Origin of the sequence: Mesorhizobium sp. ES1-6, from assembly GCF_020164775.1 — a bacterium.
GTDB lineage: Bacteria > Pseudomonadota > Alphaproteobacteria > Rhizobiales > Rhizobiaceae > Mesorhizobium.
In genome coordinates this window covers 1-23,029 of the sequence record NZ_JAIUGU010000002.1, presented here as the reverse complement: position 1 = coordinate 23,029, position 23,029 = coordinate 1, and the positions used below count along the sequence as shown (strand labels likewise).

21 protein-coding genes are annotated in these 23,029 nt (G+C 62.2%); 15 read left to right on the top strand and 6 right to left on the bottom strand.

The genetic code is table 11. The annotated features are described in order from the left end of the window. Positions 1 to 35: 35 nt before the first annotated feature. The 5 genes from LB564_RS04960 to LB564_RS04940 are packed head-to-tail and all read right to left on the bottom strand — an operon-like array spanning position 36 to position 5,636. Positions 36 to 1,268: a hypothetical protein gene (locus LB564_RS04960; protein WP_224535492.1), complete on the bottom strand. Its 1,233-nt coding sequence runs from the start codon at positions 1,266 to 1,268 to the stop codon at positions 36 to 38. 9 nt (positions 1,269 to 1,277) lie between these two features. Further along, positions 1,278 to 2,003, bottom strand: coding sequence for a TfuA-like protein (locus LB564_RS04955; protein ID WP_224535490.1), 726 nt, complete (start codon positions 2,001 to 2,003; stop codon positions 1,278 to 1,280). Continuing rightward, entirely contained in the window at positions 2,000 to 3,247 is a 1,248-nt protein-coding gene (locus tag LB564_RS04950; RefSeq protein WP_224535488.1) for a YcaO-like family protein, read from the bottom strand. The genes LB564_RS04955 and LB564_RS04950 overlap by 4 nt, the downstream gene beginning before the upstream one ends. 6 nt (positions 3,248 to 3,253) lie before the next feature. Then, the gene (locus LB564_RS04945; protein ID WP_224535486.1) at positions 3,254 to 3,682 is read right to left on the bottom strand and encodes a hypothetical protein; all 429 of its coding nucleotides are present in this window, start codon (positions 3,680 to 3,682) and stop codon (positions 3,254 to 3,256) included. A 22-nt stretch (positions 3,683 to 3,704) separates the two neighbouring features. Further along, positions 3,705 to 5,636, bottom strand: a complete 1,932-nt coding sequence (locus tag LB564_RS04940; protein ID WP_224535484.1) for a BTAD domain-containing putative transcriptional regulator — start codon at positions 5,634 to 5,636, stop codon at positions 3,705 to 3,707. 333 nt (positions 5,637 to 5,969) lie between these two features. Here LB564_RS04940 and LB564_RS04935 point away from each other — a divergent pair, with 333 nt between their 5' ends. Continuing rightward, a complete protein-coding gene (locus LB564_RS04935) occupies positions 5,970 to 6,593 on the top strand; it encodes a helix-turn-helix transcriptional regulator (RefSeq protein WP_224535483.1) in 624 nt (207 codons plus the stop codon). A 661-nt stretch (positions 6,594 to 7,254) separates the two neighbouring features. On the opposite strand, the gene LB564_RS04930 is transcribed toward LB564_RS04935, so the two are convergent. Further along, positions 7,255 to 8,433 (bottom strand): acetyl-CoA C-acetyltransferase, encoded by a 1,179-nt coding sequence (locus LB564_RS04930; RefSeq protein WP_224535480.1) that lies wholly within the window; start codon positions 8,431 to 8,433, stop codon positions 7,255 to 7,257. A gap of 132 nt (positions 8,434 to 8,565) precedes the next feature. Here LB564_RS04930 and LB564_RS04925 point away from each other — a divergent pair, with 132 nt between their 5' ends. The 14 genes from LB564_RS04925 to LB564_RS04860 all read left to right on the top strand — a co-directional run bounded on the left by LB564_RS04925 (position 8,566) and on the right by LB564_RS04860 (position 22,778). Next, entirely contained in the window at positions 8,566 to 10,512 is a 1,947-nt protein-coding gene (locus LB564_RS04925; RefSeq protein ID WP_224535478.1) for an acetoacetate--CoA ligase, read from the top strand. After that, a complete protein-coding gene (locus tag LB564_RS04920) occupies positions 10,509 to 11,660 on the top strand; it encodes a thiolase family protein (protein WP_224535477.1) in 1,152 nt (383 codons plus the stop codon). The genes LB564_RS04925 and LB564_RS04920 overlap by 4 nt, the downstream gene beginning before the upstream one ends. Next, positions 11,660 to 12,100 carry a Zn-ribbon domain-containing OB-fold protein gene (locus LB564_RS04915; protein ID WP_224535475.1) on the top strand — a complete coding sequence of 147 codons (441 nt, stop codon included), beginning with the start codon at positions 11,660 to 11,662 and terminating at the stop codon, positions 12,098 to 12,100. The genes LB564_RS04920 and LB564_RS04915 overlap by 1 nt, the downstream gene beginning before the upstream one ends. Then, positions 12,097 to 12,549: a MaoC family dehydratase gene (locus LB564_RS04910; protein WP_224535473.1), complete on the top strand. Its 453-nt coding sequence runs from the start codon at positions 12,097 to 12,099 to the stop codon at positions 12,547 to 12,549. Before LB564_RS04915 ends, LB564_RS04910 begins: the two co-directional genes overlap by 4 nt. Next, complete coding sequence (locus tag LB564_RS04905) at positions 12,546 to 13,790, top strand: MFS transporter (RefSeq protein WP_224535471.1); 1,245 nt, start codon at positions 12,546 to 12,548, stop codon at positions 13,788 to 13,790. The genes LB564_RS04910 and LB564_RS04905 overlap by 4 nt, the downstream gene beginning before the upstream one ends. A gap of 70 nt (positions 13,791 to 13,860) precedes the next feature. Further along, positions 13,861 to 14,697 carry a GntR family transcriptional regulator gene (locus tag LB564_RS04900; protein WP_224535469.1) on the top strand — a complete coding sequence of 279 codons (837 nt, stop codon included), beginning with the start codon at positions 13,861 to 13,863 and terminating at the stop codon, positions 14,695 to 14,697. Positions 14,698 to 14,897: 200 nt separating this feature from the next. Further along, positions 14,898 to 15,674, top strand: coding sequence for an SDR family NAD(P)-dependent oxidoreductase (locus LB564_RS04895; RefSeq protein ID WP_224535467.1), 777 nt, complete (start codon positions 14,898 to 14,900; stop codon positions 15,672 to 15,674). Positions 15,675 to 15,701: 27 nt separating this feature from the next. After that, on the top strand, positions 15,702 to 16,361 hold the full coding sequence (locus LB564_RS04890; RefSeq protein ID WP_224535465.1) for an L-fuculose-phosphate aldolase: 660 nt from the start codon (positions 15,702 to 15,704) through the stop codon (positions 16,359 to 16,361). A 63-nt stretch (positions 16,362 to 16,424) separates the two neighbouring features. Continuing rightward, positions 16,425 to 17,426 (top strand): sugar ABC transporter substrate-binding protein, encoded by a 1,002-nt coding sequence (locus LB564_RS04885; RefSeq protein ID WP_224535463.1) that lies wholly within the window; start codon positions 16,425 to 16,427, stop codon positions 17,424 to 17,426. A gap of 100 nt (positions 17,427 to 17,526) precedes the next feature. Then, the gene (locus tag LB564_RS04880) at positions 17,527 to 19,020 is read left to right on the top strand and encodes a sugar ABC transporter ATP-binding protein (protein WP_224535461.1); all 1,494 of its coding nucleotides are present in this window, start codon (positions 17,527 to 17,529) and stop codon (positions 19,018 to 19,020) included. Next, on the top strand, positions 19,017 to 20,048 hold the full coding sequence (locus tag LB564_RS04875; protein ID WP_224535459.1) for an ABC transporter permease: 1,032 nt from the start codon (positions 19,017 to 19,019) through the stop codon (positions 20,046 to 20,048). Before LB564_RS04880 ends, LB564_RS04875 begins: the two co-directional genes overlap by 4 nt. Next, positions 20,045 to 21,028, top strand: coding sequence for an ABC transporter permease (locus tag LB564_RS04870; RefSeq protein WP_224535457.1), 984 nt, complete (start codon positions 20,045 to 20,047; stop codon positions 21,026 to 21,028). Before LB564_RS04875 ends, LB564_RS04870 begins: the two co-directional genes overlap by 4 nt. Before the next feature lie 20 nt (positions 21,029 to 21,048). After that, positions 21,049 to 22,014 (top strand): carbohydrate kinase family protein, encoded by a 966-nt coding sequence (locus LB564_RS04865; RefSeq protein ID WP_224535456.1) that lies wholly within the window; start codon positions 21,049 to 21,051, stop codon positions 22,012 to 22,014. Beyond that, the gene (locus LB564_RS04860) at positions 22,011 to 22,778 is read left to right on the top strand and encodes an SDR family NAD(P)-dependent oxidoreductase (RefSeq protein ID WP_224535454.1); all 768 of its coding nucleotides are present in this window, start codon (positions 22,011 to 22,013) and stop codon (positions 22,776 to 22,778) included. The genes LB564_RS04865 and LB564_RS04860 overlap by 4 nt, the downstream gene beginning before the upstream one ends. Positions 22,779 to 23,029: the final 251 nt, after the last annotated feature.

Sequence of the window (23,029 nt, the reverse complement as noted above, 5' to 3'; positions counted from 1 at the left end):
GGATAACCGGACTCTCCTGGCCGGGGCTCCAGAACTTAGTCAGATTTCTGAGTTGCCGCCCCTCGAACCAACGTCTTTGTTGCGCAGCGAATTGCGCCGTCCGAGAGAAGAAAGGCACACCACCCCGGCACAGGAATGACCTTGAACCCAAGCTGGCGCCAGATTTCGACATTTGCAGCGTCCGCATCGGCGAAAGTTCCGTCGGCTAAAGCAAACTGCGGCAACCAGACGATGTCAGGGTCGTTCGAGACGATAACATTGTTGTAGGGGAAGAGTCGCCTCGCGTCCCCTTTCGGGCCTGAAAATGGTGCTGGGTTGCGGCGAACGCAGTATCCGATTTCCTTGAGATAGACTTCAAGTGCGTCGAGTGGGTCATTCTGCGTGTGCGCTGCGCCGTCAACTGGGCACGACGGAGCAAGCGTCGGGTTCGCAACCAGGACAATCGGCTTGCCGGTTGTCTCGTCCTTGATACCAGTGAGCGCTAAAACGAGATCAATATGGGCCCATGGCTGAAGAAGTTCTTCAGGGTGCCGAAGAATATAAATCATTTCAAGTATAATTCGAATGTAGGGGGAAATAATATTGGTGTCTGTCCAAGCCTGAAGAGGTTGAACCGCCAGGTACTTTTTCGCGCGCTTTCTCGCTTCGACCAGTATCCAATAGAGCCGGGATTTCAGGTCGCGGGCACGATATCCTGCAATATGCAATCGACGGCGATCGATTTTCGAGATTGCCATGCATGCGTCAAGATAGGTGATTTTGTTGATGCGTACTGTCTCATGGACGGCTTGTACCCCCGCTAGCCAGTAGTCCTGGCCGACAAGACAGTCGCCGCCATCCAGAACGACTTTGAGGCTTGCAATTGTGGACCCATCCACCGCAGCCAGCCAATCTGCTTGTCTCGCTTCTTGCGGATGTGAGCCGGTCTTGACGTAAGTTCTATGGTTGCCGCGCTCTTTGCAGAGGAATGGATCCCGAATCCATATCGCGTTGAGCTTTTCATCAGTCGCCGGGATCATCGCAAATCTGCCTTTTGGAGCAACTCGTGTCACCCAGTCTTGGGCCAGCTTTGGATTGTCTCGATCGGCCAGCACGTCAATGTCCGTAACAGTGGCAAGGCATTTCACAAGTTCTTCACAGGCTCCCAAGGCGCCTTCCTTCCACTTTCCCTCAAGCAAGGCCCGGGGAAGCTGAATGGCGACAAGCGTCAGTGGGGAGCCCACGTCCGGAACGAGATCGCTTTGTGGTTCCCCGTCGACGATGTTCATCGGATGCTCCTAGTTGACCCGTGAGCTCAGCCGGTCTTCCAGCGCGTCGAGAAAAACCGTATGGCTGAGGTCCTGCCGTGTGAAGCCGTGGGTGATTGTGGCTGCCATTGGGTCGGCGATCCGAGCGAGCAGTTCTTCGGCGTCCATGCGCTTCTGCCTGACGGCAAAGTGCTGTATGGCGTCAAGCACCGCCGCCTGTCTTGCCGTAGACAGGCAACAGCAGATCCTTTGCCAGGTTCTCTCCTTGAAATGAAGTTGGACGGCTTGCGATGAAAGTATGCCAACCTCTTTCGCATGGATGATACCACGGCTGGAAAGACCGGTAATAGTCGCCTGCGCGTCGACCAATGCTATTGTCAGGGGAAGATAGCCGAGCTCCGCCGGCGCATGTAGTACAGCCACATCCGAGTCGGCTGTTCTCAAGCCGGACTTGTATGCCTCGAATATCCTGCCGACCCCCTCCATGCCGAAGTCATGGCATTCCGCAGCCCGCAACGCTCCCATGCTTGCGGCGCCCAATATCCGGACACCTTGGGTCAGTGCCAAAAGAATTTCCTTGTGCCACACGGATGCCTGACCTTCGAACACCCCATCGATAAGGCCTATTCTGGTCGCTCCTTCCCGTGCTGCGCGAAGCAGGTCGCCGCATGCAGCTGGTGGCCGTACCTCAATATCGGGGACATGGTCAAGCCGGCTGCCATGGATGCTTGGGCCGGCGAAGACCACCGCGCTCATTGCGATAGTCTCGCCTTGGCCAATAGCCCATGGAAAAGATGCATGCCCAACCGCGTCGCCCCTTCTCCCGCATGGGCCTGGAGGCTCGGGGACAGGGCTCGTATGACGCTAATCCCGAGGTCTTCGCCACCAAGGGAGACAAAGAAAACATCGCTGATTCCGGCCTTAAGGATAGTCTCGATCACGCGACGAAGCTTTTCACCAGCCGTCAAGGACGTGTCGGCAGCCGGATGTCTCGGAATGCAATCGAGAGATACGGCGTCGCCCCGCATCTGAGACAACAGCCTTTCGGCCGGCACATATTGTCCGGGCACAATGTCGTCTCGCGCGCCGGATATCTGTGTCAACCGGGACTGCACAGCTTCGAGAAGCGCGGCGAAAGCAGCCTCCTCAGGTGAAAAGCGGCAGGCAAATCCTGCAAAGACCCGGCCGCCCAGCATATCCGGAGAAGCCACGTCAGGTCTTACGAAAGCACCTATGACCGGCATTTGAGCCCGGCTGGTCACGCTGACGAAAAAGCACTTCAGTCCGGCCTTCTCGACCATTGTTACAGCGTCGTCGAGACCTGCGTGCAGTCCGGTGCAATAGGTGAGCGGACGAGCGAACCCCGGGCGCAAGCCAAAGAGATCGACCGGTGCGGTTGCGTCATATTCGATCAATTCGAGAAGTGCGTGCAAGGCAGCTTCGGCTGGCGAGAACGCAGCCGCGAGCCCGATCGAGCACATTTTGAAATTTCGCGTGTCCCAGCCGACGTTTGTGCGAAAATCGAGACCCGCCAGTTCGTATGGGACGAGAATTTCGTTGCCCGTCACGGCCGAAAATCCTTTTACCCATGCAAGCTGTCGGCCGTCGTCGGCGAAAGCCGAATTGCCCCGATACATCGAGTTGATATCGAGACACTGCAGCGCTCGGCTTTTCATCTCCGCTGTGGTCCCCCTTGTAACCACGAGGCTGTCGCATCGCTCAGCGAGCGCCTGTTCGGCGCACTCCATGATGGCTCCAAGCCTGGCCAGTTCCGGCCGCAACGCCTTGCCTTGGCAAACAGAAAGCGAGCGCGAATTTGGGCGACATGCGAAAAAAACCGGGATGCCGATCACGTCGAGCCCGGTCAAATCACCCACTCGAGTAATTCCCAAGGAGGTAAGATGGGGCGCAATCGCCGCGAGTGCCTGATCCGGCGAGAGCGCTTCTGTTGCCGCAAAGAGGGCGGCGATCAACGGGGGGCGTCGTCCCACCTCGATCATTGATCGTTAAGCATCCTCAAGGCGCGCCATCAGCACCTGTCCATCTGGCGATCCATCCAGGCCGCCCAAAATATTGACCGCCTCGCGGATAGGAATGCAATTTCGTCTAAATGTATCCCAGTCAGCGGTGGCCACATCGCCAATGAAGCAGAATTCCGCTTGTGACATTGTCATGCCTTTCTCGACAGCGTCGCCAAAGGCTTCGGCGTTGGTCAACAAATCAGCGGGGCGATCATCCAAATCTGAGTGTATGATCAGATACATTGCGGCTTTCGCCACTTGCCCCATGATTTCCTCGAGTTTGTAATTTGTTGTTTTGGCGTAGTTGTCAATTTCCTGCTTCGAGATAAAAGCAACCCGCAACGGGTCGAGCATGAGAAGAACGATCCCTTTTTCTCTGTCGCCGATGATGTAAACTCTGGATTGTGTTGACATTATTATTGCTCCTTTGTGAATATTATTCAACGCCTGCAAGGCGAAGTCCCTCGATCTGCCTTTGCCGATCCCGATCGAGCCGATCAGGTGCGACTTTTTCCCGGTCTGCCATGGCGGACCCCGCAAAGAGTTCCTTGATCCTGCTGCCGTAAGCGCGTGCGGTCGCTAGGTCGCCCAGAAATGCGTGGCTGGCGCTAAGCATGCCCAGCACTGAATCTTCATTCGCGAGCTTTCGACAGAGGTCGATCGTCTTCCGATAGTCCTCTTGGGCAAACGCGATGCTCGCCCCCGCCCACCAGTAGTGCTCGGGTGGTGTGGGATTGAGATCGATCGCACGTTCGAATTGCTGCCAGCCGGCATCGGCGTAGCCGAGATGGGCCTTGGCGTCGGCCATCTGGACTAAGAGGTCAGCAGAATTCGGACAGAGCGCTTCCGCTTCGGCGAGCTTGTCCTCGCAGCGATCGAATTCACGCCGATAGAGCGCGACAGTACCGCTGACCCAGTGGCCGAGGGCATCGTTCGGGTCCATTTCGATAGCGATCTCGGCCTGCTCTCGTGCAATGTTCAAAAGTTGAGGATCGTTGCCGCCGAGCTGAATCCACTCAAGATAAAGTGTTTGCGCGATACGTGCTCGGGGTGGAGCGAAACGAGGGCTGATATCAAGCGACCGCTTGAAGGACTTGCGGCAACGCCGCAGCTGCGCCAGATCGCAGTTTGCCAATAGCCGTTGGCCGTCGAGATAGTGCAAATATGCGTCGCTCTCGCTTTCCCTGTGAAAGGCCGTAAGCCTGTCGCGCTCGATCGCTGATCCAACACTGGTTGCGATCCGCACCGCGAGCGTATTGAAGGATCGAAACAATTCGACCGGATCGAAGGGAAATTCTCCAGACCAGACGATCTCACTGCTCTGGCAGTTCACCATTCTGAGTGCAAGCACCGAGCGACCGGCAGTTGGCTTCACGAAACCACTGATGGTGTAGTCGGCGCGTAAGACCGAGTTATCGACAGGCATGCCGGAATCATGGTCAATTTGAAACGAACTATGAGGCGCGAGCGACAAAAAGCTTCGGAACCTGGCCAGTTCGTTTGCAACGTCCTCAATGAATACCTTCAGCAGGCCACTCGCATTCGTTGTTGCCGGAAACACCGGGGCGAGAAAGGCAATTCTGGGTTGTGTGATGGGCGTTGCATCTTGCGAGACTTGCAAACTCGCCGCGCCACGGGTTGAAAATACGCGACGCACCACTGCAGCTGTCTCAGGCGCGGGCGACACACCGTGCTCCCGGCCAAGCATCTCGCGAAGCAACTGGTAAACACGCGCCGCCTCATCGAACATTCCGTTTCGACCATAGGCTTCTACCAGCGTTCGATAGCTGGCTTCTCGTTCGGGATCGAGCGCCAGCATTTTTGCCGCAACGAAATCCAGGTTGGCTCTCGATGCCCGGCCGAAACGCGTTAGTTCGATCAGGACTTTCGACGCCGCTGCCATAAAATCTTCGCGCAAAGCGGCACGCTCACGAGCCAGCCAGTGCGAAAACTCATCTGTTGTATTGTCAGCGCCTTCGAGCAATTCGCCGCGAAACAGGCGCAGCGCATCTGTCGCGACATTTACATCGTCTGCCTGCGATCGCACCTCGAAACGGCATAAATCCACCGCAAGTCTGTCGTCTCCAAGAGCGATAGTCTGCGGACCGACAGCCAACACCCCGTTGTGCCCCGACAGCCCTCGTTTCATCCGCGAAATCAACTGACGCAGATTGATAAGCGCTGCAGCATCGCTTTGGCTGTCCCACAAAAAGGAAGCAGCTTCCTTTCGCGTCAATCTGCCTGACTTTGCTCGCGCCAGTAAAGCAAGAAGCTGAAAACCCTTTGTTGGGAAGATAGCTTGCTCTGATTCATTCGAGATTTCTGGGACACCCAGAAGGCAGATGATGTTTCTGCTTTCAAGAGACATTTGCCTTCAATGCCACCGTAGGTTTTCCGAATATTATTTGCCCAAAAAGTCTAGCGACACAAGGTATTTGTCTGAAATATCGATGGCAAGTTACGGAATGTGGTTTTGGAAGTCGGCTTTCATGCGGCCTCCATGATTGCCCATCTGGAAGTAGGAGACGCGTCACGCCTATGTCACAGGGCCTCCGAGATGCTTGTCGTGAGGCCGATCGGCAGGCGGGAAAGAACACATCGGCGGAGCCTGCTCCGTGAACGCCGTCATGCGTGGTCTCCACACCCGTCGGAGACTTCAAAGGAAGGCGCTACGAATCTTCATCCGAATGAGTTCGATTCGATGAGCAAAGAGATACTGGCCTTGGTTTGTCCGGACTGGCGCACCGTGGCGCTGGTACTCGAAGGCATCGAGGGACATGTTGCCTACGCCAATTGGCATTGTCTGGAGATGATTGAAAAAGGCGAACTGTTGCATCTCGCAGGCGGACGGCTGGCATTCACCTCAGCCGACCTCAACCGACGTTTCTACTTCGCACTTACCCGTGTGGCCGCGACCGGATCTGAAACCGCCGTTGTCATTGGCCGCGAGGCAGCCCGGGGAACCTGGGTATCAATCGTCATAAGAAACACGCAAGGATTTTTTCGTGATGCCCTCGAACGGAACATGGGGTCGCTCAATACCGGATCGCGCATGGTGGTCATCGAGATAACAAACAGTGATGCAGCACTGGATGGCATTGCGCTTGAGGCGTTTGCTGAGGCGATGTCGCTCACAAAAGCCGAACAGGAGCTTGTCACATCATTGGTATCTGGTCAGTCGCTCAGATCGATAGCGGGAACCCGGGGCAAATCCGTTTCAAATATCCGACGGCGCATGAAGAGCGTGTTGAAGAAGACGGGATGTCGCCGACAGGCCGAGCTAGTTCGCATTGTGATGTCTCTGTGCCCGTCCCGTCCGCACTGAGTCCGTAAAGAATGCATATACGAGGTGATGCGTGAGGAAGTCCGCCCCGCAGCGGGACCGCCACCTTGAGCGGTGCGGCTGACGGTACTTTTCTCCCTGCCGCGAACACGGGATCTGTGCCAGTCCGTGAAAAAAATCGACCAGTCCTATCGATAGTCTGCGAAAGGAGAGCATTCCGGAACAGCGAAAATTCATCAATGAAATCAGAAGCCCAGATTTTTGACGGCATGCTCGACGGTATCTGTGTCGGAGAAAAATAAATTGCCTTTTAGAATCAGCTAGTTATGATGGGTTGAAACAATCGAGTGGGAGTAGCGGGAAAACGGCGGCAGTAGCGTAATTTCGGCGGCGATTTTCGCTGCACTATCAATTGCCTTCATGTCCTTATCCGACTCCTACTCCACTGAGAATCTCCGTCTCCGATCTGGCAGACGCGATCTGCGCCCACATCCCGGATCAAGTAAAGTGCTTTCGAACAGCGGGAGCGCTCTGGCGTAGGATGGCGTGCGTAAAGGCGTGTCTGCTTCGCGCCTCATGTCGGTCGTAGAGTTCAGCCTTGCCGTTTACCAAAGCTGCCGTTGCTCGGATCATGAAATTAGTAGGCGGCGTGGCCAAGACCATGCCCAGTTCTTCTCAGGCTAAACTGCACAGAGGTTCAGCCTCATCGTTCGAGGCAGATCGCCACGCCCTGGCCGCCGCCTATGCAGAGCGAGGCCAGGCCCTTGCGGGCGTTGCGCCTCGCCATCTCGTGAAGCAGCGTCACCACGATGCGGCAGCCGGATCCGGCCAGCGGATGGCCGAGCGCGATCGCGCCGCCGCTGATGTTGATGATCTCCTCGTTCCAGCCCATCTCGCGATTGACCGCCATGGCCTGCGCGGCAAAGGCTTCGTTGATCTCCATGACCTCGAGGTCGAACGGCGGCCAGCCGGCCTTTTCAAGCGCAAGGCGTGAGGCAGCGACAGGCCCCAGCCCCATGTCCATCGGCTCGACCCCCGCCGAAGCATAGGACGCGATGCGGGCGAGGGGCTTTAGCCCGAGCTCGTTCATCCGCGCCTCCGATATCACAAGTACCGCCGCCGCGCCGTCATTGAGACCGGAAGAGTTGCCGGCTGTGATTGTCCCCGCCGGATCGAACACTGGCTTCAGCCGGGCTAGTCCTTCGAGGGTGGTCGCGGGGTTTGGATGCTCGTCACGCTCGATGACGACATCGCCTTGCCTGGTCTTGATCGAGACGGATAGAACCTCGTCGTCGAACCTTGCTGAGCGGATGGCGGCATCGGCTTTCTCCTGCGAGCGAAGCGCGAAACGGTCTTGCTCGTCGCGTGTGATCTGGTAGCGCTGCGCCAGGGCTTCGACCGTGACGCCCATATGGACCTGATGGAAAGCGTCCCACAGCCCGTCGGTGACCATCGAATCCCGGACGGTCCGGTTGCCCATGCGCACGCCGCTGCGAATGCCGGAGATGAAATGCGGCGCCGACGTCATCGAGTCCTGCCCGCCGGCAATCACGCAATCGGCGTCACCGCAGCGTATGGCCTGCGCGGCAAGATGGATCGACTTCTGGCCGGCGCCGCATACCTTGTTGACAGTCATCGCAGGCACGCTGACCGGCAGGCCTCCCCTTAGCGATGCCTGCCTTGCCGGGTTCTGCCCGGCGCCACCGGTCAGCACCTGGCCCATAATCACCTCGCTGACGGCATCGGGCGCAAGCCCGGTTTCGGCGAGCATCGCTTGAATGAGCTGCCCGCCCAACTCTGCTGCCGAGAGACTGGCGAGCGCGCCGTTGAGCTTGCCGATCGGCGTGCGTTTGGCCGCGACGATATACACCGCATCCTGCAATTTCCCGTCCTCCACCTTCGCGGCACACGGGCTGTGTTCGCCGCTTGACATTCTGGTTATAACCAATAATCTAAAAGTAACATGCAGACAAGATGACGGCTTCGTGCCGGCCTGCGTTCCGGGAGGAAATTCATGTCATCCGTGCTTTGGGCGCCGGCGCCGGCCGCGTTCGAATCGTCCAACCTCGCACGCTTTTGTCTCGCCAACGGCTTCGACCCACGCGACTACGAAACGCTGCATCGCTGGTCGGTCAGTGACCTCGGCGCGTTCTGGCGGGCGGTGTGGGATTTTGGCCGCGTGATCGGCGATCCCGGCGCGCGATCTTTCCTGCGCGACGATCAGGCGCCGATGACGCGGAGCCGGTTCTTCCCCGACGCATCGCTCAATGTCGCGGAAAACCTGCTGCGGGGCGACGACGATCGGACCGCGGTCCTCGAGACCGACGAGAGTGGCCATTTCCGCACCTTCACCCTTGGCGATTTGCGACGGCGCGTCGCCAGGACGGCACGAGGCCTGCGCGCGGCCGGCGTGGCCAGCGGCGACAGCGTCGGCGGCATCCTGCCCAACCGTGTCGAAGGTCTCGTGGCGCTGCTGGCGACGCTGTCGATCGGCGCCGTCTGGTCGTCCTGCTCTCCGGATTTCGGCGCCGCGGCGATCGTCGACCGCCTCGGCCAGATCGGCGTCAAAGTGCTGTTTGCCGCGCCGCGCTATCATTACGCGGGCAAGCGACACGACATCTCCGAGCGGTTGGCCGAGATCGCCGCCGCGATGCCGACGGTGGCCACGCTCGTGTTGACCGGCGAGCCGGGCGCAAAGCCGGACTGCGCGGCGGCCTGTATCGCCTTCGACGATTTCGGCAGCGACGGCACGCTCGCCTTCGAACGCGTGCCCTTCGATCATCCGGCCTATGTGCTCTACACCTCGGGCACCACAGGCGCGCCGAAGGCGATCGTCCACCGCGCCGGCGGCGTGCTGCTCCAGCATCTCAAGGAGCATCTGCTGCATGGCGACGTTCGGCCCGGCGACGTGATGAGCTGGTACACCAACACAGCCTGGATGATGTATCATTGGCTGAGCTCGGGCCTCGCCTGCGGCGCGACCGTGGTGCTCTATGACGGCGCGCCGATCCTGAAGACCGCCGAGGGACTCGACCCCAGTCCGCTGTGGACAATGGCGGAGCGTGCACGCGTCACCCATTTCGGCACCAGCCCGAAATATCTGGCGACGCTGGCCGCCGAAGGTTACGCGCCGGGGCGGTTGCACGACCTGTCTTCGCTGCGCTCCCTGCTCTCGGCCGGCGCGCCGGTCTCTCCCAGCCAGTTCGACTGGGTCTACGCGCAGGTGAAGCGGGAAATGATCTTTGCCTCGATCTCGGGCGGTACCGAGATCATCGGCTGTTTCCTACTCGGGTCGCCGATCCACGCCATTCGCCGCGGCGAGCTGACCGTCAAAGGGCTGGGCCTCGCGGTGGCTGTCATGGACGAGCGCAACGCGCCGGTCATCGGACGGCAAGGCGATCTGGTCTGCACCGAACCATTCCCATCCATGCCGCTGACCTTCTGGGGCGAGGACGGTGACGCGCGTTACCACGCCACCTATTTCGCCGCACGCCGGGAAATCTGGACGCATGGCGATGTCGCGGAGATGACGGCGCACGGCTCGGGGATCATCCATGGCCGATCGGACACGACGCTGAAGCCCGGCGGCGTGCGCATCGGCACGGCCGAAATCTACGCGGCCTGCGAGACCTTCGCCGAGATCGAGGATTGCCTGGTCTTTGGCGCACCGGTCGAAGGCGACGAAGAGATCGTGCTTTGTGTCAAGCTGAACGCTGGTTTTGGCCTCACATCAGAGCTTGCCGCACGGATCCGCCGCGCCATCCGCCACGGCGCTTCGCCGCGTCACGTGCCGCATCGCATCCATGCGGTGCAGGCCGTGCCTTACACGCTCAACGGCAAACGGGTGGAAGGTGCGGCGCGAACCACGCTTGAAGGCAAGCCGGTGAAAAACATAGCTTCGCTCGCCAATCCCGCATGCCTCCAGGAATACCGTGCGCTCGACAGGAGCAAGGCGGCATGAGCCGGGCCAAGGGAGCGATCGTCGGTATCGGCGAGTTGAAGCCGCAGCGCCTGACCAGCGGCGTGACGACGCTGGAGATGATGGCCGAGGTCTCGCGCCTGGCAGTGCTTGATGCCGGGCTGGAGCCAGCTGATATCGACGGGCTGCTGGTCGGACCGCAGGTCGGCGAGACGCCCCAGCATGTTCCGGCGACGATCGCCGAATTTCTCGGTCTGGCGCCGACCATGGCCAATGTCGTCGACCTCGGTGGCGCTTCGGGGGCAGGGATGGTCTGGCGCGCGGCGGCGGCGATCGAGGCCGGCATGTGCGAGACGGTGCTGTGCGTGCTCGCCAACAACCGCGAGGCGGCGGCACCCCGCTCGCCCAACCGCAATCCGATCCGCGAGTTCGACGTGCCGTTCGGCGCTTCGGGCGCCAACATCTCGTACGCGTTGCTGATGCAGGCGCATATGGCACAGCATGGCTCGACCGCCAGGGATTTCGCGCTGATCGCCGCTGCGGCGCGCGCCAATGCGCAGCTCAACCCCGACGCCATCTTTTTCGGCAAGCCAGCGGATGTGGACGCCGTGCTGGCTTCTCCGATGATCGCCTCGCCATTGCATCTCTACGAAATCGTCATGCCAGTCGCCGGCGGTGAGGCGGTGATTATCACCTCGGCCGAACGTGCACGTTCGCAGCCCAGAAGACCCGTGCATCTGCTCGGCGCCGGCGAGAGGGTCACGCATCGCGCGGTCAGCCAGGCGCCCAGCCTCACCTCGGGTCCGCTGAAGAGCGCCATGGCCCGGGCCTTCGCGCAGTCCGGAACCGACGCCAAGGAGATGGATCTCCTTACACTCTACGACTGCTACACGATCATGGTCGCCACGACGATCGAGGATGCCGGTCTGTGCGCACCCGGCCAGTTCGGCGCGTGGCTGCGCGACCACGATCTCTCTCACCGGGGCGACAAGCCGCTCAACACCCATGGCGGCCAGCTCGGCTTCGGCCAGCCGGATCTTGCGGGCGGCATGACGCATGTCGTCGAGGCGGTGCGTCAACTCCGCGGCGAGGCGGCCGAACGCCAGATCGGCAAGGCCGAGCTGGCGCTGGTCACCGGCAATGGCGCGACGATGAGCGAGGCGACGGCGCTCGTGCTGGGAGCCGCCTGATGTCCGTCGATCTCAACACATTGAAAACCCCCGCTCCGACGATCACCGCGTTGACCCAGCCATTCTGGAACGCGGCGGCGCAAGGGCGGCTGAAAATCCAACACTGCGAGGACTGCGGCAAGGCCGTATTCTACCCGCGCTCGATGTGCCCGCATTGCTGGAGCAAGCGACTCGTGTGGAAGGAGGCGTCGGGCAGGGGCCATCTGAAATCCTTTTCACAAGTGCACAAGCCGGGTCATCCCGGCTGGCTGCCGGCGGCACCTTACGTGGTTGGGCTGGTTGAACTGGCCGAAGGGCCGACCATGCTGAGCTTCATATTGCCGGGCACGAGATCGCCTGGGGTAGGGGATGCGCTGTTGCTCGCGCCGACAGCCATAGGCGGCCGTGTCCTGCCGGCCTTCAAACCCGTCGAAACCGCAATAGAGGAGAAGCCGAAATGAGCACCGAGACGAAAGACGGCTGGGCAGGCGTTGTGAAGGGCCGTCCGCAGGTCGGCGCCTTTGCCGAACGCACGCGCCGCACGCGCATCAGCGACATCGAAGCCTTCACCGACATCACCGGCGACCGCAATCCGCTGCACTATGACCGCGCGCTGGCCGAGAAATCGGTGTTCGGCAAGCTGATCGTCCAGGGCGGCGTCACCTCGGGCGTCCTCAATGCGCTGGTCGCCGAGGATCTGCCGGGACCCGGCACCGTCTTCCTCGAGGTCGCCTGGAAGTTCGTCAAGGCGGTTGGCGTCGACGAGGAGATCACCGGACGCGTCGAGGTCAAGGAGGTGCGTCCCGACAAGCCGATCTGCAAGATCGAGACCAGCGTCCGCAACGGCCAGGGCGAGCTTTGTCTCACCGGCACGGCGACGGTATTCACCGTTCCGCTGCAAGGCGTGTGAACACAGTGGGCGACAGCCGGCTTGGGGTGGCGGGCGACCGCGAACGCTGGCGCGTTCTGTCGCTGCTTTGCCTGGCGGTCGTCCTGTCGCTGACCACTTGGTTTTCGGCGACCGCCATCCTACCCGAGCTGAAGCAGGAGCTTGCGCTCGGCCCTGGCGCCGAGGCCTGGCTGATCAATGGCGTTCAAGTCGGCTTCGTGATCGGCGCGCTGGCGGCGAGCCTGGTCAACCTTCCCGACCTGGTGCGGCTCAGCCGTCTCATGGCGGCGGCGGCATTGGTTGCCGCGCTCGCCAATGTCAGCCTGCTGTTCCACCCCGATCCGGGCGGCGCCATTGCCGCGCGCATCGTCACTGGCGCGGCACTCGCCGGCGTCTATCCCCCTGCCCTGAAGCTGGTCGCGACCTGGTTCACGCGCGACAGGGGGCTGGCGCTCGGCGCGGTCATTGGCGCGCTGACCATCGGCTCGGCGCTGCCGCATCTCTTCCGCGCCGCCTCCAGCGCGCTCGACTGGCGGCCGGTGGTCGCCGCCGCCAGCCTGGCGACGGCCATCGGCGCGCTGCTGTTCCTGCTGTTTGCCAAGGAGGGGCCCTATCCCTTCGGCAAGGCGGTGTTCGAGCCGGCGCGCATCGGCCAGGTGTTTCGTGAAAAGCCGCTGCTGCTGGCCAATCTCGGCTATCTCGGCCATATGTGGGAACTCTACGCCATGTGGGCGTGGCTGCTTGCCTATACGCGCGCGGCTTTCGAAGCGCAGGCGATAGGAACAGCCGCCGCCGCTTCGCTGTCGACCTTCTTCGTCGTCGCCTCCGGCATCCTCGGTTGCCTGCTCGGAGGCTATCTGTCGGACCGCATCGGCCGAACGGCGACCACAGCCGGCATGATGATCGTCTCGGGAAGCTGCGCCCTGCTGATGGGCTTTCTGTTCACCGGGCCGCTCTGGCTGTTCATGCTGGTGGCCGTCGTCTGGGGCATTTCGGTGATCGGCGATTCAGCGCAGTTCTCCGCCGCCATCACCGAGCTTGCCGACCGCCGCTTTGTCGGCACGGCGCTCTCGGTGCAACTCGGCGCCGGTTTCGCGCTTACGGTGCTCGCCATCTGGCTGACACCGCACTTTGCCGACCTCATCGGCGGCTGGCGCTGGGCCTTCCTGCTGCTGGTTCCCGGCCCGCTTCTCGGAGCCGTAGCCATGCTGTGGTTGCGAAACTTGCCGGAGAGCGTGAATATGGCTGGCGGCCTCCGTTAGGGAGGACGCTGCCGCCCTTGAGTCGCGGCAAATGATTTTGCGGCGGGGCCGAATGGAACAAACGACCAGAATGCGTGGGCGTCCTCGCTACGACCAGGAAGATGCAGGAGCCGCCGAGGCGTTCCGCTCGATCGGCTCCAAGGTCGAGCTCAATCGCGACGAGGCGGCACCGCTGTGGGTGCAATTGCGCAACCAGGTCGAGGAAGCCATCAACACCGGCCGGCTGGCGGCCAATTCGCGCATCCCTTCCGAGCAGGCGCTGTGCGACTTCTTCGGCGTCTCGCGTCCGGTCGTGCGTGCCGCGATCGGCTCGCTGTCCAGCGAAGGCCGCATCATCAAGATGCCGCGCAAGGGCATGTTCGTCGCCGCACCGCGCGAGCATGTCGACTTCATGACCGCCAATCTCGGCGTGTTCGACGACCTGACGGCGAAGGGCCACAAGGTCTCGACGCGTACACTCGAAATCTACCGCTGTCCGCCGAACGAGAAGGAATCCAGCGTCTTCGGCATTCCCGCCAATGGCAGCGTGGTCCGCATCAGCCGCGTCTACATGACCGACGGCGCGCCGATCACCATGACGCGCATCAGCCTGCCGGGGCACCGGGTGCCCGGTCTCGAAAACATCCTGTCGGAAAACCAGTCGATTTTCGGCACCATCCGCGCGGTGTTCGGCCTGACGGTGAAGCGCGCCGACCGCTGGCTGCGCGCGGCATTGCCCACAAAGGAAGAGGCCGAGCAGATGGGCGTTGCCGCCAACACGCCGCTGATCGAGATCGAGTCGATCGCCTATGACGCGGACGGCGCGGCGCTCGAATATTACGAGGCCTTCTACAACTCCTCCGTCGCCCGCATCCACATGGCGGTCGAGCAACCGTCGGCGATGGTGAACGGTGTCGATCGCACTTGAGTCCTTAGCTGTCAAAAAGATTCCTTTTTCTGGTTATAACCAGATTGACGGACTTGGGAAGCTTCTGTAACGTCCTCGTCATGGGGTCGGGAGGAGCCTGACCCGGAGGCATTATCAGGACCGGTTGGTTTGCGGCGTCGCTTCGGCGGCGAGGGCGGAGTTTTGCCCGCGCTCAGGCTGGGTCCCGATGGAGGATTTGCGTGGATTACCGATCGCAATTCGACCTGACGGGCGAGGTTGCCGTCATCACCGGCGGCGCCAGCGGCATCGGTTTGGAGGCCGCCAGGGCGCTCGGCACTTGCGGCGCGCGCGTCGTCCTTCTCGACATGAATGCGGATGGACTGAAAGCCGGCGCCGAGGCGCTCGAAGCGGCCGGTGTGGCAAGCGTCGAAGGCCGCGTCCTCGACGTCACCGACCCGCAAGCCGTCGAGGCGACGGCCGCCCGGATCGTCGCCGATCTCGGCCACGCCGACATCCTGGTCAACAGCGCCGGCATCGCGCGTCTCAACACCGCGCTCGACACATCGGACGCCGAGTGGCGCCTGGTGATGGATGTCAACGTCAACGGTACCTATTGGGCCTCGCGCGCCTTCGGCCGTTCCATGGTCGCCCGCAACAAGGGCTCGATCGTAAATCTGGGATCGATGTCGGGCCTGATCATCAACCGCCCGCAGACCGCGCCCTCCTACATGGTGAGCAAGGGCGCCGTGCACATGATGACCAAGGCGCTGGCTGTCGAATGGGCGAAATCGGGCGTCCGCGTCAATGCGCTCGCGCCGGGCTATGTCGGCACCGAGATGACGCTCAAGATGCGCGAGCGTCCCGAACTCTTCGATACCTGGATCGACATGACGCCGATGGGCCGGCTAGGCACGCCGGAGGAGATCGCATCGGCGATCCTGTTCCTGGCGTCGCCGGCGTCGAGCTACGTCACCGGCGCGATCCTGTCGATCGATGGCGGCTACACGGCCTGGTAATTGGCCTTGCAAGGATTGGAATTTCGCATGACCCATTCGGACCTAGAGGCACGCCAGGCAATCATAGATGCCTGCCTCAAAATGAACGCGCTGGGCATCAACCAGGGCACCTCAGGCAATGTCAGCCGGCGCCATGGCGGAGGCATGCTGATCTCGCCGACCAGCACGCCTTACGACACGCTGGTGCCCGAGGACATCGTGTTCATGGCCTGGGACGGCGGCGTCGACGGGCGCCTGCCGCCGTCGAGCGAATGGCGTTTCCATCTCGACATCATGAAGGCGCGGCCCGAGGTCAACGCGGTCGTCCACGCGCATCCAACCTATTGCACGACCATCGCCATCATGGGCAGGAAGATACCAGCGATCCACTACATGGTGGCAGTCGCCGGCGGCAGCGACATTCGCTGCGCCCCTTACGCCACCTTCGGCACGGCGGAACTTTCGGCGCATGCGGTGGAGGCGCTGCGCGACCGCAAGGCCTGCCTGCTCGCACAGCACGGCATGATCGCGGTCGGTTCCAGCCTCAGCCAGGCGATGTGGCTGGCGGTCGAGGTTGAAACGCTGGCGCGGCAGTATCACGGCGCCCTGCAGATCGGCGAGCCGCCGATCCTGTCCGAGGAGGAGATCGAAAACGTCATCAAGCGCATGGCCAGCTACGGCCTGCGCGACAAGGAGGCTGCTGCCTGAGCGGCGGCCATCTGGCACAATCCTCCGGGAAGGCCCGGAGCGATCAACAAGGGAGGAAATGAAATGACCGGATCAATGAAAGGCCTCGTCAAGGCGCTCGCTTTGGGGTTGGCGGCGGCTTGCTGCCTGGCCGCCATCTCGGGCGCGAGTGCCGAGGAACTGTCGCTCAAGGGCAAGCGCATTGGCGTCTCCGCCATCGGCACTGATCACTATTGGGACCTGATGGCATTCCGCGGCATCCAGGACCGCGTCAAGGAGCTCGGCGGCGAAGTCATCGCACTCGACGCCGGCCGCAAGGACCAGCAGCAGATCGCACAGCTGCAGACGCTGATCGCCCAGAAGCCCGATGCCATCATCGAGCAGCTCGGCAACCTCGAAGTGCTAAACCCGTGGCTGCAGAAGATTCGCGACGCCGGCATCCCGCTGTTTACGGTCGACACCGCGACACCGCATGCCATCAACAACACCACCTCCAACAACTACAATATCGGCGCCGAGATCGCCCTGCAGATGGTCGCTGACATGGGCGGCAAGGGCAATGTACTGGTCTTCAACGGCTTCTACAGCGTGCCGGTGTGCAAGATCCGCTATGACCAGCTGAAATACGTGCTGACCTCGTTCCCCGATGTGAAGGTCGTCGAGCCGGAACTGCGCGACGTCATCCCGAACACCGTGCAGAGTGCATATTCCAACGTCACCGACATGCTGACCAAGTCGCCTGAGAAGGGCTCAATCGGCGCGGTCTGGGCCTGCTGGGACGTGCCGCAGATCGGCGCCACCCAAGCGGTCGAGGCTGCTGGTCGCAACGAGGTCAAGACCTACGGCATCGACGGCAGCCCGGAAGTCGTCAAGATGGTGATGGATCCGAAGTCGTCCGCGGGTGCTGTGGCAGCGCAGCAGCCCTATGAGATCGGCAAGACCTCGGTCGACAACGCAGCCAAGTATCTGGCCGGCCAGAAGGTGCCGCCCTTCACTTTCGTTCCGGCAGTGCTGATCAACAAGGAAAACGCCGCCGAAAAGGGAAAACCGTTCCTCGACGCGGCCGAGAAGGCTGGCGTTAAATAGGCTGAGCGAAACGGCGGGCAACCACGCCTTTGCGGCTGCCCGCCACCATCAACCAGGATTGACGGCCATGCAGGCAGCAAAGCGTGAAATTGCTGTATCAATGAGCGATGTATCGAAGCGGTTCGGTCCGGTGCGTGCACTGGAGAACGCGAACCTTGAGATTGAGCGCGGCTCCATCCTCGGCCTCGTCGGCCAGAACGGCGCCGGCAAGTCGACGATCATCAAGGTGCTGGCCGGGATCATCCGACCTGACACCGGCAGCATCGTCATCAATGGCGAGGCCGTTCACTCGCTTTCGCCGGCATCGGTCGAAAAGCTCGGCGTGCATTTCATCCATCAGGACAGGCTGTTGGTCCCGACGGCAACCGTCGGGGAGGCGGTGTTCCTCGGACACGAGATCGGATTCGGGCCGTTCGTCAGCCGCCGCGCCATGGAGCACAAGGCAGCCGATTTGCTGCAGCGGTTCTTCGGTATGCAATTGCCGGCGGGAACTTTGGTCAAGGACCTGACGACGGCACAGCAGAAAGTCGTGCAGATCACGCGGGCGTTGGCGCAGAAAGCATCGGTGCTGGTGCTGGACGAACCGACGGCGGCCTTGGTCAAACGCGAGGTGGACAGCCTGTTCGACGTGCTGCGCCGGCTGCGCGACGACGGCATCGCCGTGGTCTTCATTTCCCATTACATGCAGGAGATCGAGAAGCTCTGCGACCGCGTCACCGTGATGCGCAATGGCACCGACGTCGGCACGGTCGATCCGCGCGTAACCCCGATCGACGAGATCATCTCGATGATGATCGCCCGCGATGTCGGCGAGATGTTTCCGAAGCGCGCGGTCGAGCTTGGCGCGCCGGTGCTTGAGGTTTCCAATCTCCGCCTCGGCGGCAGTTTCGAAAACATCGGCTTCAATGTGCGCGCCGGCGAGATCGTCGGCCTCACCGGCCTGCTTGGCTCCGGCGCCAAGGAAATCGTCCAGTGCCTGTTTGGCCTCAAGACCGCCGAGGGCGGCCAGATCAAGGTCGAGGGCAGGGAGCTGTCGCTGTCGACGCCGGTTAAGGCGGTGCGCGACGGCATTGCCATGCTGCCGGAAGACCGCCGCGCCCACGGCGTGGCGCTCGGCCTGTCGGTGCGCGAGAACATTTCCTTGGCCAGCCTGCGTCGCTATTCGCGGACTGGCATAGTCAGCCGGAGCAGTGAGAACCAGGCGGTCGACGGACTGATCAAGGAACTGTCGATCAAGACGCCGCATCGCGACGCGCTGGTGCGCGAGCTCTCCGGCGGCAACCAGCAGAAGGTGGCTATCGCCAAATGGCTGAGCTGCCAGTCGCGCGTCTATGTGCTGGACGAGCCGACGGTCGCCGTCGATGTCGGTGCCAAGGTCGAGATCTACAACCTCCTGAACCGCCTGGCGGGCGAGGGCGCGGCGATCCTGCTTCTGTCCTCCGACCTGCTGGAGCTGGTCGGGGTCTGCGACCGCGTGCTGGTCGTCTATCGCGGTCGGCTTGCCGGCAGCTTCTCCGGTCCTGCGATGAACAGCGACGCGCTGCTGGCGGCTTCGTCCGGCGCGCGCTCGAACGCCGATGGAGTGGCCGCATGAGCGCGACTGTCCTCCACACCGAAGCCGGCGTTTCCGACGAAAAACAAGCCGCCGCAAAGAGCGCTGGCCGGCGCTTCGGCGCGCTCGTCGTGCGGCTCGGCGCGATCGCAGCCTTCGCCGCGATCATGGCTTATTTCGTGATCTTCGCGCCGGGCTTCACCTCGACCTTCAACCTGATCAATGTCGTCGAGCAGTCGGCAATCCTGGGGGTGCTCGCCTATGGCATGACGGCAGTGATCATCGGCGGCGGCTCCGACGTCACCGAAGGCGGCATCGACCTGTCGATCGCCGCCACCATGGGGCTCTGCGCCGCGGTCTACGCCACGCTCCTGTCGATGGGCTATGGCGACATCCTCTCGGCGCTCGCGGCGATTGCCGTCGGCATGGCGGTCGGCGCGCTCAACGCCCTTGCCGTGGTCGGGCTCGGCATCCTGCCGCTGCTGGCCACGCTTGCCGTGCTCAATGTCGCCGCCGGCATGGAACTGACGCTGACACAGAATACGGTCGTCGGCGCATCTTCCCCGCTGCTCGGCTTCCTGGTTTCGGGCAGCTTTCTCGGCATCTCGACGCTTGCCTGGGCGCTGATCGTCTTCTCCGCGATCATGATCGTGATCATCCATGGCACCGCGTTCGGGCTCAGGCTCTACGCGGTCGGCGGCCATCCCGAGGCGGCGCGTGCGGCTGGCCTCAGCGTACCCTTCTACGTGTCCTTCACCTACGTCCTGAGCGGTTTCTGCGCGGCGGTGGCGAGCATCCTCACTGTATCGCGTCTGTCGGCCAGCACGCCCGGCTCCGGCGAGCTGCTTCTGTCGGTGCTGGCGGCAGCTTTGCTCGGCACCGTCTTTTCGCGCCGCTTCGTGCCGACCATGGGCGGCACGCTGCTCAGCGTGCTGTTCATCGGCCTTCTGGCCAACGGCTTCCAGCTGCTCAACGTCTCCAGCTACTGGGTCAACGGCGTCCAGGGCGCGCTGATCCTGCTGGTGGTGGCCATCACATCCTTTGCACGCGGCTCGGAGGGTTCACGATGAGCGTCTCGGCCAACGACACACCCAAGATGAGTGCGCGCGCCTTCCTCGCCAAATATAGCGTGCTGGTCGCCTTCGCCGCCATCGTGATCTTCTTCGCGGTGGCGAGCCCCACCTTCCTGACGCCGGCCAATCTCTTCAACGTACTGGTCAACAATGTCGTCATGCTGGCGATCGTCGCGCTGGGGCTTACCATCGTCATCTCGTCGGGCGGCATCGACCTCTCTGTCGGCGTGTCGGTCGACATGGCAAGCATGGTCTTCGTCATGCTTTTGGCCGCCGGCTATAGCGGTGTGGTCGGCGTTGCCGGCGGGCTGGGCGCGGCGCTCATCGTCGGCGTGCTGAACGCCATCCTCATCACAAGGCTCAACATCAGCCCGTTCCTGGCGACGCTCGGCGTGCTGTTCATCGGCCAGAGCACGCAGCAACTCGCCACCAGTGGCGGCCAGCCGATCTACCTCACAAGTGGTTACGCAGCTGACCAGTTCAACGCCATCGCCCGCACCGGCTTGTTCGGTATCCCGACGCCGGTCATCGTGCTGATCGTCCTGGCCGTCGCGGTTCACGTCCTGCTGCACCGCTCCGTCTTCGGTCGCTACGTTCAGGCGATGGGCGCGCAGCCGGGCGTTGCCTGGTATTCCGGCATCCGCGTGCCGCGCGAACTGTCGATGGTGCATGTGCTGTGCGCGCTGCTTGCCGGCGTCACCGGCATCCTCTTGTCGGCGACGGTCAAGTCTTACGTGCCGCTCTCCGGCAACGCCTTCCTGCTTGACGCAATCGGCGCCACCTTCATCGGCACGACGCTCAGCCGTGAGCGCAAGCCGACGGTGATCGGCACGTTGCTCGGTGTGTTCTTGCTCGCCATCGTCAAGAACGGCCTGCTGCTTGTCGGCTGGAATTTCTACTGGCAGCAGGTCGGCATCGGCGTGCTCGTCTTCCTGGTGCTGGCCGCAAGCTTCGGCCTGCGCCGCGCCGCGCATTGAGTTCGAAAGGTTAGCCAACCATGCCACAATTCGACGTCAGCTCGATCGGCTTCTACGTCCTCGATATCCTTGGACGCCCCGTGTCGCGCATCCCCGAAGGCGGCCGGGCCGACTTCATCGAGGAGATCCGCATGACCGTCGCCGGCACTGCCGGCGCCACAGGCATGGACTGCGCCATCCTCGGTCTGAAAACCAGGGCCGTCACCACGCTCGGCACCGACGATATGGGCGACTGGTTCCTGGCCAAGCTCAGGAAGTACGGGCTGGAGACGAGCCTCGTCGGCCGCGACGGCAGCGTCCAGACTTCGTCGACCATCCTGCCTGTGCGGCCGAATGGCGAGCGTCCCGCCTTGCATGTTCCGGGCACCGCAACCTTGTTCGAGGTCGCCGACGCCGATCTCGACGCCGCCCTTGATGCCGCAGTCGTCCATGTCGGCGGCACCGGGCTGTTGAAGCGCTTCGATGGCGCGCCGACGGTCAAGCTGCTGAAGCGCGCCAAGGAACTCGGCCGCACCACCACTTTCGATCTCATCCAGGCGACGCCGGAGACGTGGAAGCTGGTCGAGCCGTGCCTGCCTTACATCGATTATTTCGTGCCCAGCATCGACGAAGCCGGCGAGATGGCGCATGACCGCGATCCCGCCCGCGTTGCTGCTTTCTTCAAGGCAAGAGGCGTCAAGAACTGCATCCTCACCCTTGGCGCCGACGGCGTCCATGTCTCGCCTGAGCATGGCGAGAATTTCCATCTGCCGGCCTTCGAGGTCGAGGTCTTCGACACCACGGGCTGTGGCGATTCCTTCACCGCCGGCATCATCGTCGGCATCGTCCGTGGCTGGGACCTCAAGCAGTCGGCGCGCTTTGCCAGCGCCGTCGCCGCCAAGGTGGCGATGGGGCTCGGCTCCGACGGCAAACTCGTTTCATTCGACGACACGATCGCGGCGATGAACTCGCTCCCGGTCAAGACATCAAAGGTTCAAGCAGCATGACCATTCTTCCGGAAGCCCAAGGCAAGACGGCTCTCGTCACCGGCGCCAGCCGCGGTATCGGCAGGGCGCTCGCCAAGGGGCTGGCCGAGGCCGGCTTCGATGTCGCCATCACCGACCTGCCGTCGCAGGCAGCCGATCTGGCGGTGACTAAAGCCGAGATCGAGGCGGCCGGCCGCAAGGCCTATGTCTACACGATGGACGTCAGCAAGAAGCGCGAGATCGAGGCGACGGCGCAGGCGCTGCTGGCAGCGGCCGGCAGCATCGATGTGCTGGTCAACAATGCCGGCATACTCAAGCCAAGTCTGCTCCAGGATCTGGACGAGGCCAACTGGGACGCGCATTTCGATATCAATGCCAAGGGTGTGCTGATGATGTGCCAGGCCGTGCTACCGCATATGCGCGCCAAGCGATCGGGCCGGGTCATCAACATCGCGTCCATTGCCGGGCGGCAGGGCGTTCCGACACAGGGCCATTACGCGGCGACGAAATCGGTTGTGATCACGCTGACCCGCGTGCTGGCGCAGGAGGTCGGCATGGACGGCGTCACCGTCAATGCCATCTGCCCCGGCATCATCCTGACCGAGATGGGCAAGAACAATCTCGGCAGCGAAGCGGCGATCCACCATTGGGAAGATGTCGCGGCGCTGAAGCGCCTCGGCGCGCCGGAGGACGTCGTCGGGCCGGTGCTGTTCTTCGCCTCGGACCTGTCGGCTTTCGTCACCGGCCAGTCGCTCAACGTCGACGGCGGTATCTACTACCACTGACGATCCGCCGCGTGGCTTGCGCAGTCGCCCTGGCTTGAAGTTGCTGCTGAAATGCTGGAGGCATCCGTCCGCTTCCAGTTCCGGCCCCTCCACAAACGGACAGTCCGCTCACGCCCCCAATCGGTCGTCCGCCGTTGACCTAGATGTTTGATCCCAGGGTTTGATGGTGCATTATTTCCAAGCAATGGAAGGATGCGCTATGGGACAGGTTCTTCACGGCAGCGCCACAACGACTGAGGCGATCCGTCGAG

Coding starts and splice junctions, on each gene's coding strand:
- LB564_RS04960 (WP_224535492.1), bottom strand. CDS start 1,268: ATGAACATCGTCGACGGGGAACCACAAAGCGATCTCGTTCCGGACGTG.
- LB564_RS04955 (WP_224535490.1), bottom strand. CDS start 2,003: ATGAGCGCGGTGGTCTTCGCCGGCCCAAGCATCCATGGCAGCCGGCTT.
- LB564_RS04950 (WP_224535488.1), bottom strand. CDS start 3,247: ATGATCGAGGTGGGACGACGCCCCCCGTTGATCGCCGCCCTCTTTGCG.
- LB564_RS04945 (WP_224535486.1), bottom strand. CDS start 3,682: ATGTCAACACAATCCAGAGTTTACATCATCGGCGACAGAGAAAAAGGG.
- LB564_RS04940 (WP_224535484.1), bottom strand. CDS start 5,636: ATGTCTCTTGAAAGCAGAAACATCATCTGCCTTCTGGGTGTCCCAGAA.
- LB564_RS04935 (WP_224535483.1), top strand. CDS start 5,970: ATGAGCAAAGAGATACTGGCCTTGGTTTGTCCGGACTGGCGCACCGTG.
- LB564_RS04925 (WP_224535478.1), top strand. CDS start 8,566: ATGTCATCCGTGCTTTGGGCGCCGGCGCCGGCCGCGTTCGAATCGTCC.
- LB564_RS04920 (WP_224535477.1), top strand. CDS start 10,509: ATGAGCCGGGCCAAGGGAGCGATCGTCGGTATCGGCGAGTTGAAGCCG.
- LB564_RS04915 (WP_224535475.1), top strand. CDS start 11,660: ATGTCCGTCGATCTCAACACATTGAAAACCCCCGCTCCGACGATCACC.
- LB564_RS04910 (WP_224535473.1), top strand. CDS start 12,097: ATGAGCACCGAGACGAAAGACGGCTGGGCAGGCGTTGTGAAGGGCCGT.
- LB564_RS04900 (WP_224535469.1), top strand. CDS start 13,861: ATGCGTGGGCGTCCTCGCTACGACCAGGAAGATGCAGGAGCCGCCGAG.
- LB564_RS04890 (WP_224535465.1), top strand. CDS start 15,702: ATGACCCATTCGGACCTAGAGGCACGCCAGGCAATCATAGATGCCTGC.
- LB564_RS04885 (WP_224535463.1), top strand. CDS start 16,425: ATGACCGGATCAATGAAAGGCCTCGTCAAGGCGCTCGCTTTGGGGTTG.
- LB564_RS04880 (WP_224535461.1), top strand. CDS start 17,527: ATGAGCGATGTATCGAAGCGGTTCGGTCCGGTGCGTGCACTGGAGAAC.
- LB564_RS04875 (WP_224535459.1), top strand. CDS start 19,017: ATGAGCGCGACTGTCCTCCACACCGAAGCCGGCGTTTCCGACGAAAAA.
- LB564_RS04870 (WP_224535457.1), top strand. CDS start 20,045: ATGAGCGTCTCGGCCAACGACACACCCAAGATGAGTGCGCGCGCCTTC.
- LB564_RS04865 (WP_224535456.1), top strand. CDS start 21,049: ATGCCACAATTCGACGTCAGCTCGATCGGCTTCTACGTCCTCGATATC.
- LB564_RS04860 (WP_224535454.1), top strand. CDS start 22,011: ATGACCATTCTTCCGGAAGCCCAAGGCAAGACGGCTCTCGTCACCGGC.